At 38.3% G+C, this 14675-nt stretch carries 19 protein-coding genes; 12 read left to right on the forward strand and 7 right to left on the reverse strand.

The window, feature by feature from the left end; genetic code table 11:
• Positions 1-2: 2 nt before the first annotated feature.
• The 3 genes from ctaF to KP78_RS10755 all read left to right on the forward strand — a co-directional run bounded on the left by ctaF (position 3) and on the right by KP78_RS10755 (position 1908).
• On the forward strand, positions 3-338 hold the full coding sequence (gene ctaF, locus KP78_RS10745) for a cytochrome c oxidase subunit IVB (RefSeq protein ID WP_041088832.1): 336 nt from the start codon (positions 3-5) through the stop codon (positions 336-338).
• A 162-nt stretch (positions 339-500) separates the two neighbouring features.
• The gene (ctaG, locus tag KP78_RS10750) at positions 501-1409 is read left to right on the forward strand and encodes a cytochrome c oxidase assembly factor CtaG (RefSeq protein ID WP_041088834.1); all 909 of its coding nucleotides are present in this window, start codon (positions 501-503) and stop codon (positions 1407-1409) included.
• A 37-nt stretch (positions 1410-1446) separates the two neighbouring features.
• Positions 1447-1908, forward strand: a complete 462-nt coding sequence (locus KP78_RS10755; protein ID WP_041088836.1) for a DUF420 domain-containing protein — start codon at positions 1447-1449, stop codon at positions 1906-1908.
• A 325-nt stretch (positions 1909-2233) separates the two neighbouring features.
• On the opposite strand, the gene KP78_RS10760 is transcribed toward KP78_RS10755, so the two are convergent.
• Entirely contained in the window at positions 2234-2596 is a 363-nt protein-coding gene (locus tag KP78_RS10760) for a YugN family protein (protein WP_041088838.1), read from the reverse strand.
• Between the two features lie 217 nt (positions 2597-2813).
• On the opposite strand from KP78_RS10760, the gene KP78_RS10765 reads away from it, so the two are divergent.
• Positions 2814-3893: a CAP domain-containing protein gene (locus tag KP78_RS10765; RefSeq protein ID WP_052474766.1), complete on the forward strand. Its 1080-nt coding sequence runs from the start codon at positions 2814-2816 to the stop codon at positions 3891-3893.
• A 115-nt stretch (positions 3894-4008) separates the two neighbouring features.
• Here KP78_RS10765 and KP78_RS10770 read toward each other — a convergent pair whose 3' ends face one another.
• Positions 4009-4455 carry a PaaI family thioesterase gene (locus KP78_RS10770; protein WP_052474767.1) on the reverse strand — a complete coding sequence of 149 codons (447 nt, stop codon included), beginning with the start codon at positions 4453-4455 and terminating at the stop codon, positions 4009-4011.
• 76 nt (positions 4456-4531) lie between these two features.
• On the opposite strand from KP78_RS10770, the gene ylbD reads away from it, so the two are divergent.
• The gene (ylbD, locus tag KP78_RS10775) at positions 4532-4954 is read left to right on the forward strand and encodes a YlbD family protein (RefSeq protein WP_235420905.1); all 423 of its coding nucleotides are present in this window, start codon (positions 4532-4534) and stop codon (positions 4952-4954) included.
• Positions 4955-5018: 64 nt separating this feature from the next.
• Positions 5019-5465: a YlbF/YmcA family competence regulator gene (locus KP78_RS10780; protein WP_041088842.1), complete on the forward strand. Its 447-nt coding sequence runs from the start codon at positions 5019-5021 to the stop codon at positions 5463-5465.
• 65 nt (positions 5466-5530) lie between these two features.
• Here KP78_RS10780 and KP78_RS10785 read toward each other — a convergent pair whose 3' ends face one another.
• The gene (locus tag KP78_RS10785) at positions 5531-6439 is read right to left on the reverse strand and encodes a glycerophosphodiester phosphodiesterase family protein (protein WP_041088844.1); all 909 of its coding nucleotides are present in this window, start codon (positions 6437-6439) and stop codon (positions 5531-5533) included.
• Between the two features lie 79 nt (positions 6440-6518).
• Positions 6519-6839 carry a hypothetical protein gene (locus KP78_RS10790; RefSeq protein ID WP_041088846.1) on the reverse strand — a complete coding sequence of 107 codons (321 nt, stop codon included), beginning with the start codon at positions 6837-6839 and terminating at the stop codon, positions 6519-6521.
• A gap of 90 nt (positions 6840-6929) precedes the next feature.
• Here KP78_RS10790 and KP78_RS10795 point away from each other — a divergent pair, with 90 nt between their 5' ends.
• Positions 6930-7205 (forward strand): YlbG family protein, encoded by a 276-nt coding sequence (locus KP78_RS10795; RefSeq protein ID WP_041088848.1) that lies wholly within the window; start codon positions 6930-6932, stop codon positions 7203-7205.
• Positions 7206-7251: 46 nt separating this feature from the next.
• Here KP78_RS10795 and KP78_RS10800 read toward each other — a convergent pair whose 3' ends face one another.
• A complete protein-coding gene (locus KP78_RS10800) occupies positions 7252-7641 on the reverse strand; it encodes a DUF7147 family protein (RefSeq protein WP_041088851.1) in 390 nt (129 codons plus the stop codon).
• 762 nt (positions 7642-8403) lie between these two features.
• Between KP78_RS10800 and rsmD the strand changes: the two genes are divergently transcribed.
• Together rsmD and coaD are read left to right on the forward strand one after the other, a co-directional pair.
• Complete coding sequence (gene rsmD, locus KP78_RS10810) at positions 8404-8973, forward strand: 16S rRNA (guanine(966)-N(2))-methyltransferase RsmD (RefSeq protein WP_041088854.1); 570 nt, start codon at positions 8404-8406, stop codon at positions 8971-8973.
• 4 nt (positions 8974-8977) lie between these two features.
• On the forward strand, positions 8978-9466 hold the full coding sequence (gene coaD / locus KP78_RS10815; RefSeq protein ID WP_041088856.1) for a pantetheine-phosphate adenylyltransferase: 489 nt from the start codon (positions 8978-8980) through the stop codon (positions 9464-9466).
• Positions 9467-9516: 50 nt separating this feature from the next.
• Here coaD and KP78_RS10820 read toward each other — a convergent pair whose 3' ends face one another.
• Positions 9517-10689 carry a nucleoside recognition domain-containing protein gene (locus tag KP78_RS10820; RefSeq protein ID WP_041088858.1) on the reverse strand — a complete coding sequence of 391 codons (1173 nt, stop codon included), beginning with the start codon at positions 10687-10689 and terminating at the stop codon, positions 9517-9519.
• A 156-nt stretch (positions 10690-10845) separates the two neighbouring features.
• On the opposite strand from KP78_RS10820, the gene KP78_RS10825 reads away from it, so the two are divergent.
• Together KP78_RS10825 and KP78_RS10830 are read left to right on the forward strand one after the other, a co-directional pair.
• Positions 10846-11643 (forward strand): patatin-like phospholipase family protein, encoded by a 798-nt coding sequence (locus tag KP78_RS10825; protein ID WP_041088860.1) that lies wholly within the window; start codon positions 10846-10848, stop codon positions 11641-11643.
• The gene (locus tag KP78_RS10830) at positions 11633-12688 is read left to right on the forward strand and encodes a SepM family pheromone-processing serine protease (protein WP_041088861.1); all 1056 of its coding nucleotides are present in this window, start codon (positions 11633-11635) and stop codon (positions 12686-12688) included. Before KP78_RS10825 ends, KP78_RS10830 begins: the two co-directional genes overlap by 11 nt.
• A gap of 20 nt (positions 12689-12708) precedes the next feature.
• On the opposite strand, the gene KP78_RS10835 is transcribed toward KP78_RS10830, so the two are convergent.
• Positions 12709-13923 (reverse strand): nucleotidyltransferase, encoded by a 1215-nt coding sequence (locus KP78_RS10835; RefSeq protein WP_041088862.1) that lies wholly within the window; start codon positions 13921-13923, stop codon positions 12709-12711.
• A gap of 189 nt (positions 13924-14112) precedes the next feature.
• Here KP78_RS10835 and KP78_RS10840 point away from each other — a divergent pair, with 189 nt between their 5' ends.
• Positions 14113-14658, forward strand: coding sequence for a YceD family protein (locus KP78_RS10840; protein WP_041088864.1), 546 nt, complete (start codon positions 14113-14115; stop codon positions 14656-14658).
• The last annotated feature ends 17 nt before the right edge of the window (positions 14659-14675 follow it).

The raw sequence follows: 14675 nt of genomic DNA on the forward strand, positions 1-14675 counted from the left end.
TGATGGCGACTACTACAGGATCTACTTCAGCGAACCCGAAAGTGAACTATAAGTACAGACGTAATAAAGCAAGACAAGAAATGCGTGCACACGTTACTTCGTTTGCAATGATGATTTTCTTGACGCTTATTGCTTTTATTATGGTTATGTCAGGATTTGACAAGTATTATGTGTTTCCTGTCTTATTGCTTTTAGCGGGAATACAAGTCGTGCTTCAGCTTTATTACTTCATGCACATGAGTCATAAGGGGCATGGAGCAGTTGCTTTATTCCTATACTCTGGTGCACTAGTTGCTTTAATTGTTATCATTACCTTCATGACAATTGTTTGGTGGTAATAAGTAAAAGAGTCAGCCTATGGGCTGGCTCTTTTTTAGATAAACGGCAATTTTTCGTTATGGAGTTCAATAGATTGTCATGAGGAGACATTGAAGTCGTCTCTTTGCATGGCTATAATATAGGTAGATTAAAGTTGAAGGATATAGAAAAGGAGGTGCAATATGTCCATCGAGATCTTTGGATTTCGTGCGCTATGGAGTCCATATTTTTTAATTAGTATGCTGATATTAACAGCGCTTTTTTTCTTGCTTGCGACTAAATGGAGACGTCGATTTAAAGAGAATGAACCTCTTACAAAAAGACAGGTGTTCCTTTTTATAACAGCGATGGTATTAACATATGCCGTTAAGGGATCACCAATTGATTTACTTGGGCACATTCTGTTTTCAGTCCATATGATTCAAATGGCCATTTTCTATCTGGTCATACCTGCTTTATTTATTGTAGCGATTCCTTCCTATATGTGGAGAGCATTGTTAAGGGTTCCGATTGTAAAACAGTTATTTCTATTTTTCACTAAGCCACTGATCGCTTTGATCGTATTTAATGGTATATTTTCTTTTTACCATATTCCTGCGATTTTTGACACGGTAAAGATCGATGTATACTTACATGCTGCTTACACCTCGTTGTTGTTTATTTTGGCAATTTTTATGTGGTGGCCAATAGTGAACCAATTAGGAGAGCAGTATCGTATTAGTGGTCTTAAAAAAGTCGGTTATATTTTTGGAGCTGGAATTCTTTTAACACCGGCTTGCGCATTAATTATATTTTCTGATACACCTATGTACGATACGTTCTATAATGGGGGAGCTTGGCTTAAAGCGATGGAGCTCTGTGTTCCTGCAAGTACACTTCAAAATTTGGCATCAATCGGATTAACTGGACCTGAGTTATTTACAAATATGCCGCCGCTTGAGGATCAGCAGGTGGGTGGCGTAGTGATGAAAGTGATTCAAGAGCTTGTATATGCATTTGTACTGGGTAAAGTATTTTTTGAATGGTACAATCGTGAGAGAGCTGAAGAGGAAGCATTAAATGCTTCATTATATGAGCCAAAGAACGTTTAATCATGTGTAAAGAATTTGATGGAGAGAGGACAAATGAATGACACTACCCTTATTACCTACGATAAGTACGTTTTTTATTGTTTTAAGTGCTGTATTGGTTGCTGTTGGTTGGATATTGGTCAAGCAGGGTAAGATTGAAGCCCATAAAAAAACGATGTTTGCAGCAGCCATTGCCGCATTAACTTTTTTTGTCTTCTATGTCAGCCGAACTATATTTATCGGTAATACCGCGTTTGGAGGACCTGAAGATATCAAAATTTACTACACAGTATTTTTGATATTTCATATTATCCTAGCAACTTCAGGTGCCGTTTTTGGTTTGATTACGATTTGGCTGGGCTATAAGAATAGAATTAAAAAGCATCGAAAAATCGGTCCAATTACATCTGTAATCTGGTTTTTTACCGCCACTACTGGAGTTATGGTTTACCTGCTCCTGTATGTTTTGTACAGCGGCGGAGAAACTACATCAGTCATCAAAGCAATTCTTGGATTATAAAAATAGCCCTATTCCTTGATAATAGAAGGAATAGGGCTATTTTTAATTCTCAATGTTAAAATTTGAAATTTACTTTAATGATCCGAGCCTCTTTCGCAGAATTGAAAATAATGAGTAAGAGAGGACATTCTTTTAGATGATTGTCACGATTGATTTTATGTGGATTCATCATATAAATGGACAGAGCAATTAAGTATAGTAGTAAATAACAAAGATTAGGGAGATTTGATAAAGAGGTCTCGGTATTAGGAGAATTTGTGATACTTATGTGAAAATCCATAAATCGAATTAAAAAAGAGCCATTAGTTAAATGGCCCTTTTATTACTATTTTTCAGCAATAAGTGAAAGTTCTGCGTAGACTGCTGCAAGTGCCTTCTCACATGTTTGAACAAGATGCTCAGGAAATTCTTCGCCTTCTCCATATTCTATGCCGTGCGGGTAGTAATGCTTGCCAAGAAGCGGGGTTAGAAGCTTAATATCCGCATCGTGACCGCCAACATCGCCATCTTCAGTATAGCCAAAAATACGAAGATAGAAAGTGCCTTCACGAATTTGGAATTTTCGATCGTATGTAACGCGTTCCCAGTCCCATTGACCGGCACGGATTAATCCATGTTCCTTCATAATTTCATCTAAGCGGTCTAATTCTACTACAAGTGTTTCAATGCCTGTATTTTCAAAGCGCATATGAATAATTCCCTCCTATATGTCATTGGCTGATTGTTATTTCAATCTTCTCTAGCTTAATAATAGTCGAAAAAAAGGGAACATGCAATTGTGTCTGAATGAATTCCGTATATTTGTGGCAAATCATTGAATGGGTCAAAAGTATGAACCATTCTATTCAGCTTAGATTTGGATGTGTATAATAAAAGGAGTAAGTTATTTGAGGGGAGGGGCATTATTGAAAACACTCATGAGGATTCTTGTCGTAATTGTTTTTGTGTTTTTAATTGGTTTTTATCGTAATCCCTCCATTCAGGAAAATGATGTACTAGAAAACCAATTAACAGAAAAACCAAGGAAAGAAATGACTCCCGATACATCCGCCCCGGCTATATCAGATGGTCTTACAAGACCGAAATCAGGACTATCAGTGTACATAGGTAAAGATATAAATGCTTATACGGAACAATGGGGCGAGCCTGATCGAGTGGACGCCGGGGATTATTATTTGGATTGGTGGATTTACAATAGGGGAGCAGAAGGCTATATGCAAATTGGTGTAACAAATGGTATTATCCGATCGGTTTATGTAATGGGAGAAGGCGTTGACGTCTCGCCATATTATATTGGGCAGCCGATTGATGAAATCTATCGCTTTACAATGATTAATAGTGAAGTTGTTGTTGAAAGCGAGGATGGTATTTATCAATTTGAATTATCTGAAGAGGATCTTCATACCCGTTTATTAATTCCATTTGGGGAAGTATATGCACAGTTATATATCGATCAATACACGGGAAAAATTCTAGGGGTTCAGTTTTTAGATATTGAAACTTTAATCAATCAAAGACCTTATGAACTTGCTTATCGCGGTGATTTACCTGAGGTTACTATAGCAGAGCAAGAGCAACAGCAGATTGACGCAGCCTATGAAAGACAAATATTTGATATGTCAAATATAATAAGGTTAAATGAAGGGTTAGCTCCTTTAGAATGGGAAGAAAGGATTGCGGTTATTGCAAGAAGTCATAGCCAAAAGATGCAAGAAGACGTATTTTATTCTCGGGAATCCTCGACTGATGCTGCACTTGCAGATCGATTAGATGAAACGATGCTTACGTATGAGATTGCAGGTGAAAATATTGCATCTAATTATACGGATGCATTTGCTGTTGTCCATGCGTGGATAAATTCTGAAAAACATCGTGCAACCATGCTGAGTGATGATTTTACACAAATGGGTGTAGGGGTTATAAGCGATTACTATACTCAAATTTTTATCAAAATTGAAAACGAAGAAGAGGAAGTTTTAGAGTAACACAAAACATCTGTTTAATCTCTGTAAGCTAAACAGATGTTTTTTTAGAAAAACGGAGGAGCTTTTATCAAAAATAAACAATGAAGCCGTAGCATGAGCTAGACGTTTTCCATTTTCACAGAGAATAGCCCCCTTCTAACGCGATTGTGCGGTTGCCTTGATGAAGAAGGTTTGCTGTTGATGTCATTTTTCCCCCTCGAATGGTTGCAATGTAGTGAACATTTAGTTGATTGGTTACGGCACCATAGCCTTCGGGCACCAATTGATTGGCTAATATCCTCATTGCGGAATCAATCATTGTGGCGGTTACTCCTCCATGAACAATCCTTAGTGAGTTAAAAAGCGCTGGAGTGATCGGGAATGAGACTGTACTATTGAAAGATGCAGCATCCCAATTCATATTAAGTATAGCTCCGATATACGAAGAATAGATGCTTTCACGCTTTTCTTTTAACCCTTTAACAACTCGGTGAAGCACTTGTGTATCTTCTTCTGACCCACATTTTAATATATCTCCTGTTAAAGCAATTTTTTCATCCCTTATATGAACAAAGCCTCCCAATAAATGTTATAACGGGTTCATCATAACATTATCAGGTTGTAAAACCATCTGTAAAAGATCTTACCCAATTTTGTTGATGTATCATATACTATTAAAAATTCGGGGAGAGATGATCATGGAGGACCGTGAACGTCAAATACAAAAGTTTAAAGAATTTCTTCTTAAAAATCCTCATTTAATACACTATGTGCGCAAGGAAAATAAGACGTGGCAAGAAATGTTTGAGGAATGGTATTTGTTTGGCGATGACGATTCAAGATGGTATACAGAATATGAAGGGAAAAAAGAGAAAAATAAGCAATCAAACGACTGGATCCAATCGGTGAAAGGTCGTTTGCAATCGTTGGATGAGCAGCAAATAGAGCAATATTTAGCACAGTTTAAAGATGCACTTGAAATGATTTCAAGCTTGCTTACTCAATTTAAACCAACAAATGATCAACCAAACAGACCTAATAATGAAACGAAGAATGAATCCTACATGACATATTGGAGGTAGTGATGATCATTGATTTACCAATTTATGATTAATCATGGTAGAATAAAGTCATGGAGGTGAAGATATGTTTGCAACAATGGAACGAATTGAACTGCTTGACCTTTCGGATGAACTGTCCGATATGATCATAGCTTCAGATATAGCAAAACAATACCTGCTACAATATAGATCGCTTAAATCCTCAAAAGAGTCGATGGACAAAATTTATCGATTCGTTAAACTGAAAGATTTATATGAAGAGGTTCAGCGTTTTGGACGGTACCATCCTGATTACAGCAGAGTGAATAAAGAAATACGTGAAATGAAGCGTGATATGGACATGGATCCTCTCGTTGCAGCATTTCGAGTAGCGGAGAATAGTCTTCAATCACTTCTTGATGAAGTGAGTGTGCTCATAGGGCGCTCAGTATCTGAAAACGTTAAAATTCCAACAGGTAATCCATTTTTCGATTCTCAATCGGGATGCAGCGGAGGCTGTGGCTCTGGAGGAGGATGTTCTTGCTCAGCATAGTTTTATGCTCTGAGCAATAAATAAAGATAAGCCGACTTTTTGACAAGTCGGCTTATCTTTATTTATTATGATTCATCATGAGCAATAAGCTGCATGGCAATGTCAGGTCTGTCGGTAATAATGCCATGTGCCCCATACCGAAGAAGACGATCCATCGTTTCTACATCATTTACTGTCCAGTATTCAACATGAATATTTAGCGATGTTAAAAATTCGATAAAGGTTTGTGAGTCCAATGGCAGAATGCCGTATTTTGTTGGAATTTGAAGGACATCGGCGCGCGGATGATACAGGTGACCAAAGCCGCTTTTGAATAATGAAAAAGCTTTTTTCGCTTCATTTTCACCCGCACCGACAACAACCCGCCCTTGAGCGTAAAGAGAGAATCGGTCGATTTGCTCATCATAAAAGCTTGTAATAAGCACACGATCCTCAACACCTAGTTTTTCAATCAGTCTCCATAGTTTAGAAGGTAGGAGGCTTCCTTCATAGGTATCAGGATCTTCTTTCATATCAATATTGATCAATTTATCCGGGTAAGCTTCCAGCAGTTCCTGCAAGGTAACAATTTTTTCACCCTTACCACGATAGCTTTGAGCCCCTTGAAGATCACGAAAGTGAAAACCTAAGTCAAACTCTTTTAATTCTTCAAGCGTATAATCTGCAATTCTACCGGCGCCATTTGTTGTACGGTCAATAAAGCGATCATGAAAAACGACAAGGATTTCGTCCTTTGTTAAGCGCACATCTATTTCAAATCCATCCACCCCAAGCTCTGCTGCATGACGAAATGCAGCCATCGTGTTTTCGGGCGCTAAATGAGCTCCTCCTCTGTGGGCAAACACACGCGGCTTTTCTCCTTCGAAAAAGGGCTTCACTGGCCGTTTTTCAGGCTTTGAAATGACTTTAGATCCTGCCCAGATTGCCGCTCCAGTCGCAGCGATCGCTATACCTACTTTTGTTTTGCTTCCCATTTTCTTCCCCCATTTCTTTATGTACATGTCTTCTTCTTCATGGTAGCATGTTACCCTTTATCGAACAAATGTAACCTTGCTATCTCTCATTAAATCGTATACAGTCAATACAAAGATTTCCACAGCAAAACATTTTCATCTGAGGAACATAAAAGCGATGCCGGAAAACATAGAGGTATCCATTTGAACGGACTGGAATGGTTTCGGAATGAAGGCGCTTACCTTTCATGGATTTGGCTGCGCATTTGCGAATCGTCAAAGTAAGTTCTTCCTTATGGATATCCTTAGCTGAAATATATAAAAATGGAATACCGGCAACTCGTTTCCACGAAGCATGATCAATTTTGTCTACTTCAGCAAGCCGAGCAATGAAGTCACTCCAAATTATGTCTAGATCCATTTTCATCTCCTCCGTTCATACAAACATTGCCGGTGTACTTAGCCATGTGCTACAATTTAATATAATGATGAACAGGTGAGGTAAAAAAATATGTTAATGGATCGACAAGGATTAATTGTATGGTTGCATAGTTTAAAACACGCAAAAACGTTAAGAAGGTTTGGCAATGTCCATTACGTATCAAGAAAAATGAAATATGTCTTATTATACTGCAATCAAAATGAAGTTGAAAAGCTATCTGAAAAATTGGCAAACTATTCATATGTTAAAAAGGTTGAACTTTCACAGCGTCCTTTTGTAAAAACCGAATATGAAAACACAAAACCGGATAAAGCGAAAGAGTACGATTATAAAATGGGTTTATAAGATCCTCCATAATCAAAAAGGCGAGAACAAAATATGTTCTCGCCTTTTATGCTAGAGGGCGAATGAATCGATTCATTCGTAAAATGCCTATCAAGTATTGATAGTAAAGCTCTTTTTCAGCAAACATACTTGAGTGCTGAACATCCAGATCTATAACTGCCATGTCAACTTCTTTTGCAGCTTGTATAAACAAATCAAATCGTTTATTTTTAACTTTCCTAGGATCAGGGATTCCTTCTCTGCATGTGTAAAGAGCTTGGAACTGACCAGGATCTGTTGGTTTCATGACAACAACTAAAGTTGTAGTATGCTTGTCGTTTTTTTTAGTATGAAGTGCAAGAACTCGTTCTAATCGCTCCTGGTTTTGTTTTATCAACTCTAGTAATTCATAGATATCTGAATACCCTTCACCAAGTTCAATAAATCGTTGAATCATCGGCTCGTCTCCTTCCTGTATCTCGTTGACTAGTTTACCACCTTCCTGTGTACTTGCCTAATAACATGATGATTACCTTTAAAAGGAGTGAATCTTATGCATGTGGACTCCTTTCTTATCGTTGGTGTTCTGCTGCTAGGCTATATTTTCACTAATTAAAAAAAATGTAAATGGAGAGATAGACGAATTAATGATGGTTGCTGCCATACTGTCCGCATTGGTAACCCCACGGGGTAATTTCAATCGTGCAGTAACAGGAGTGGTCAGCATTATCACTCTATGAACTGCAGTGGGCTATGGTTAATGAATTATCAATTGATGAAAATAGGGAAGACTTTATTCAAAAGTATTTACAAGTCAATGATGCAACAGAATTTTCTCATACTGACTACCAGTTTGATGGCTAGGCTGGCTAGATCTGTGGATTGTATAATTTTTTTCATAATCGCAAAGTTAGACCACGGTGTTTTTTGTTTAAATTTGTTCTATTTCCAGATATTACTATACATCCATTTTCTCTTTTGGAGAAATACAAAAAATTAAACAAAAAAAAGAGCAGTGCCAGCGATCAGCACACTGCTCTGAAGTGGGGGAGCCACTTCATAAGGGAGAGGAGAAACCTTGGAAGAAGTGCTTACCAAACTTCATTCCACTACCATCTTTACCTAAAAAAGCTGGATTTATACGACAAACCATACATGGCGGTAAAGCGTAAAATATGATAGGATAGTGAGCGATATTAACGGATAAGTGGTGAGAAGTATGAGAGTGATCTCAGGAGAGAAAAAAGGGATTCATTTAAAAGCGGTCTCCGGCATTAATACTCGTCCTACGACGGATAAGGTAAAAGAGTCCATTTTTAATGTGATTGGACCGTATTTCTCTGGAGGCTGGGGTCTGGATCTGTTTGCAGGCAGCGGTGGACTAGGAATAGAGGCGTTAAGCCGGGGAATGGAAAGGGTCATCTTTATTGACCGAGATAAAAATGCGATTCAGACAATAAAATCAAACATTGAACGCTGTGGATATCAAGATCAGTCTGAAGTGTTTCGCAACGATGCCGAACGTGCATTGAAAGCTGTTTCAAAACGAAACATTAAATTTTCATGCATTTTTTTAGATCCGCCATATCGGCTTCAAAAGCTAGCGTTGTTACTAGAGTTGATCGATGAATTTGGTATACTAGAAAAGAATGGCGTCATTATGTGCGAACATGATTCAGAGGTTTCATTGCCAGAATCAATCGGTTCGCTAACATGTATAAAAGGGGAGACTTATGGCGTGTCAGCGGTCTCAATTTATCGTCTACAGTCAGAGGATAGGGAGGAATAACGATATGGCAAGCAGGGCCGTTTGCCCGGGGAGCTTTGATCCGGTTACATATGGACATTTAGATATTATTTCTAGAGGAGCAAAGGTCTTTGACGAATTGTACATTGTGGTACTAAATAATTCGGCGAAGCAGCCAGCATTTTCAGTAGAAGAAAGAATCGACTTGATTCGATCGGTTACAAAGGATATTCCGAATATTAAGGTGGATTCATATCAAGGGCTTTTAGTTAATTATGCAAGGGAAATTAAAGCAAATGCCATTATTCGCGGATTGCGAGCTGTGTCAGATTTTGAGTATGAAATGCAGATCACATCGATGAACAGGGTACTTTATGAGGAGTTAGAGACGTTTTTTATTATGACAAATAATCAATATTCATTTTTAAGCTCCAGTATTGTAAAAGAAGTTGCACGATACGGAGGACATATTTCGGAACTTGTTCCTCCTCAGGTAGAAGAAGCATTAATGAAAAAATATGTTACATCTAAATAAAAACAAAAAACGTACAGCCCCATCCAAAATTGGGAGGGGCTGTACGTTTTTTATACTGAAAGAATTCTTTTTTTAATTAGGATCAAACAGGTAAGAAATAGTGTAATCAAGGTTAGGATAGGCCCGTAAAAATGCAGTAATTCCAACCATACCACCATTCTTTGGAAAGAATCAGGTTGTAACATTGTTTCCCTTGTGAGAAAAGAATAGGGCAGCTTGAGTAGATCGATGATTTGCAGAATTCCCCATAGGAGAATAGGGGACAGAATAGTGTGTGCAATACGAGAATACAAATAGGGACGATAAGATAAAGGAGAACCATGCAGACATGAGATGATTTGTGCGTGAATGCAAAATCCTCCAAAGGACAAAATAGCAACAATGAGCAAACAACGAACGATAAGATCATTGTTTGCAACGGCAATTAATGCGATACCGTTGGACATTTCCAAGAGCCCTTTAATGAATCCGCTACTCCAATCAGAGGAGATTGCTAGTTCAGAACTTATGGAATGGAGTCCATTTGTGAATATAGAAAAAAAAGGAAGTTTCATGATTAAATCACTTAGAACTGAAAAAAATACAATAAGACCTCCTATTAGCAAAAGCTGTTGAACTGAATTTGTGACGGCTGTCTGCAACAATGTACCAATTGATTTTCGAGATTTCATTTCCTTTATAACCGTGCGGAAAGCAGGTTGGGAGGTATCTTCTTGAATCATTCTTCCTATAAAGATTCCAATAATAATATTCCCTAAATAGTGAGAGGTCAAAAGCAGAATCCCGAGCTCAGGAGTTTGAAGCAAGCCTGCAGCGATCGCCCCTAAAATGAAAATAGGACTAGCCCCATTAGTAAAGCAGATTAGCTTTTGTGCATCAGTTTTGCTTAGCATGCCTTCCTGGTATAGCTTCACAGACATTTTTGCTCCGACTGGAAAACCAGAGGTATAGCCCAACAAAAGGATAATTGCCCCGTTCCCAGAAACACGAAATATCGGTTTCATAACGGGTTCAAGAAACTGACCTAACCGGCTTGTCCAGGTTGCTTCTGATAATAAATCAGACAAAATAAAAAAAGGAAGCAATGAAGGAAATATGATGGTCCACCATAGTTCTAATCCTCTCGTTGAAGCATCAAGCGATTCTTTAGGAAACAAAAGAAGCCCAAGTAAACAAATAAATACACACGCTGAAAAAAGATGAGGCATTAATCGCTGCTTCATTTTTACCAAATTCCTCTCATCAAAAGACTGTGGTAGAATGATCAATCTTTTATGTATGCTTATATCAGTGGTAAAATAAAGTAGTTAACAAACCTTTTTTATGATATGAAAAATCAATCGAGATAGAACTGTCAAGCTTTTGGGAGGATTGAGAAAATGGAGCCTCGGATAGGTCTTGCATTAGGTTCTGGAGGTGCAAGAGGGTTTGCTCACCTTGGTGTATTAAAAGTCTTGAAGGACGAAAATATTCATATAGATATGATTGCTGGTAGCAGTATGGGATCGTTGATTGGTGCATTATATTGTGCAGGGCATGACCTGGAGGATTTGTACCGTTTAGCAAACACCTTTCACAGTAAGTACTTTGTTGATTTTACTGTACCTCGCATGGGATTTATATCAGGAGAAAAAATCAAGCAATTTATCAAGCTCTTTACTCATCAAAAAAAATTGGAGGACCTAGCGATTCCATTGGCGATTGTCGCAACAGATATCGTTAAAGCGGAGCGGGTTGTTTTTATAGAAGGACCGATTGATATTGCCGTTAGAGCGAGTATATCTATTCCGGGAATTTTTGTACCGCAAAAAGTGGGAGATCGATTGCTGGTGGACGGAGGCGTGATTGACCGCGTGCCCTCATCAGTAGTGAGAGAGATGGGAGCAGATATTGTAATTGGAGTGGACGTGTCTCAAGTGAAGAGAAATGCAGACATTAACACCATTTACGACGTCATTATGCAAAGTATCGATATCCTGCAAATGCAGGTTCTACAGTATAAAGCAACAACGTCAGATGTACTGATAAGCCCAAAGGTTGGACAATTTAGTTCTAAAACATTTACTCAATCTGTAGATATTATCCGTTTTGGTGAGGAGGAGGCGCGTAAAGCAATTCCGGCGATTCGAGCAGCAATTGTTGATTGGAAGGAGCGTCAAAGGACGAATGAAAAATAAATTATGGTTCACCATCTTACTGGCTTTCACGATTCTTTTATTGTTTGCGAGCTTTTATACTCTGCCCTACTATGTGCAAAAACCAGGAAATGCTTTTGTATTAGATGATATTGTTGAGGTTGAAAATGGGACTGAAAGTGAAGGAGATTTTTCGCTGATGACGGTTTCTCAGATCAAAGCGAATGTATTTTCTTATTTGTGGGCCTTAATGGACGAGTATCAGATTATTTATCCCGTGGATCAGGTTAGAGCACCTCATGAAAGTGAAGATGAGTATTCAGTTCGCCAACTTTATTTAATGGATAATTCTGCTCAACAAGCCATTGAAGTTGCCTATAAACAGGCCGGTGCTGATTTGTCTTATGAATACAACGGAATATATGTGTTAAATATTTATCCTGGTATGCCTGCTGAAAAAATTTTAAAGGCAGGAGACAGAATTACTTCAATTGATGAACATATTTTTCAATCATCAGAGGAATTTATCGACTATGTCGGAGGAAAAAAGAAAGGAGACTCGATTACGGTTACAATCGAACGAGACAATCAAGTTTTTGATGAAAACCTTACGCTGCAATCCTTTCCGGACAATCCTGAACAAATAGGATTAGGAATATCGCTCGTAGATGATCGGAATGTACAATCTGATCCGCAAGTATTAATTGACTCAAGCGGAATAGGAGGGCCCTCTGCTGGGTTAATGTATTCTTTAGAGATTTATGATCAGCTTATCCCTGAGGATTTAACAAAGGGTTATAACATTGCGGGCACGGGAACCATTTCTTCTGATGGTGAGGTCGGCAGGATTGGAGGTATAGAACAAAAAGTGATAGCAGCAGACCGCCAGGGAATTGAAATCTTTTTGGCTCCGGATGATACGATTCCCGAGGATGTAGCTGCTGAAGACCCTGATGCTGTGTCAAATTATCGTGCAGCAGTAAAAACAGCAGAGGAAATTGGAACAGATATGCAAATTATTCCTGTGAAAACATTTGAAGATGCACTGAAGTACTTACTATTATTAGAGAAAAAATCTTCATCATAAAAGCCGCTTTAAAGCGGCTTTTATGATGAAGAATGGAGGTGAATTGGGGGTTGCGTGAAGTCTTTTTTTAGAAATTCTTGTCTGCGTGTGCGATCTTTTATTCCAAGTGCGTAAGTACGACCGGCACGGAGATCAAGGTTTAAAAGCGGATCAATCATTCCTCCAACCTTACTTACAAGGGGCAACGTTAATTTTTTCTTGTTTTTTTGTAAATAATTTCTGCCATTATCGGTCATTCCAAGTAGACGAATGTATGTAGGAGATTGTATTGATTGAACTTCTGATTTTTTTGTTCCAGTCAACAGGTGAGTAAGCATTCGCTGAATTCTTGTCCAGGTATAACGCTTTGTTTTTACTTGTTCCATAAATAAAAGGAAAGAAAGCGATGTATAAGCAGCCTCCTGAAGACGGTGTTCGATTCCTTCTTCAATCTCATAATGATCTCTTAGCTCATGAAGAGACGAAGTCACAAGTTTATATTGAAGGATACTCCAATAATCTTCCCAAGAATGAAATTGGTGATAAGACTTTTTATAAAGAAGTAATTCATTGTATGTAGATGGTGGGACATGATCCTCAATATCTTCTAAATAGGAACCATTTATTTTTTTGCGAATGCTAGTGGCGCTGGAGATTTTGTTATTTCCAAGTATTTCATCGTGATAGTTTGCCTCTACTCGCTTAATTGTGTGTGGGGTGATTGATAGCTGCTGCTGATCGATTGCCTCTGTATAATGGAGCCCGAGAATATTGTTAGGCTTAGATAAATCAAGAACAGGAGCTTTATCGATGGATGTATAGCTTTTAGCAACGGCAGAAGGATAGCTAAGTCCTAAGCGGATATACTGTTGAATAAGTCGATCAATTTCTTTAGAATGCTTCTTTTTCCATTGAACTGCATGAAGAAAAGGAGCAATCTGGCCGTCCTCACTGCCAAAGCAAACAGCTGAGCAGCCCATTGCGCCTAAAATCGCGATAGAGCCTGATGCAAATGTTGTTGCATGTTGTGTTGAAAAAACATAGGGCAATTCAACAACAATATCTACACCAGATAATAAGGCCATTTTTGTACGAGCCCATTTTGAAACAAGAGCAGGCTCACCTCTTTGTAAAAATGGACCACTCATCACTGCAATCAGTACATCATTTTCCGTTTGTTCTTTAGCAGCCAATGCATGAAAAAGGTGTCCGTTATGAAAAGGATTGTATTCGACAACCATTCCTGTCGCTTTCATTTAGAACCTCCTCGAAATTCCTTTGCGATCATAATTAATTTTCCTTTCTTGCATGTCATGTTTACGTTATAATAGCATTTGAGGTCGGTGAATGGAACACCGATCTTTAATCATGTACTGTTAAGAAAAAATCTTGACATTCCCTATTCTCGGGGATATAATCAACTTTGTGCCTTGAGGTGATGACATATGAAATGGTCAATCATTCAATTACAAAAATTTCGTGACAAGGAATTTCTAATTGATGAAAAGATAATAATGAACGGATTAAAGGATAGAGATCCTCAAGTTCGTGATGTGAGTCCAATTCACATTACTGGACGAGCCGATATCAGCTCCGCAAAAATTACTTTTCATCTGCACATTGAAGGTATTCTTACTCTTCCATGTGCGAGAACACTTGTAGATGTTCCTTTTCCTATCTCTCTTGATACAAAAGAAACGTTTCTATTGAAACCTGATTTTGTTGACGTGTCTGAAGATGAGGAGACTCATCAGCTTGAAAGAGATGTAGTCAACCTTCAGCCTGTAATCGAAGAGATTCTTTTATTAGAGATTCCCCTTCAAGTCTTTAGCGATAAAGCGATGGAAGAGGAAGGAATGCTAACCGGCAAAGGCTGGGAAGTTCTCTCTGAAGAAGAGCTGGAAAAAGAAAGGGAACAAACTGAACAGCAAAAAGCGGATCCGCGCTTTGCTGATCTTGCGAAATTTTTTGACGAAAACAAAAATACGTAAAACATGAACGGACTTTA

The sequence above is a fragment of the Jeotgalibacillus soli genome (assembly GCF_000829435.1).
Taxonomy (GTDB): Bacteria; Bacillota; Bacilli; order Bacillales; family Jeotgalibacillaceae; genus Jeotgalibacillus; species Jeotgalibacillus soli.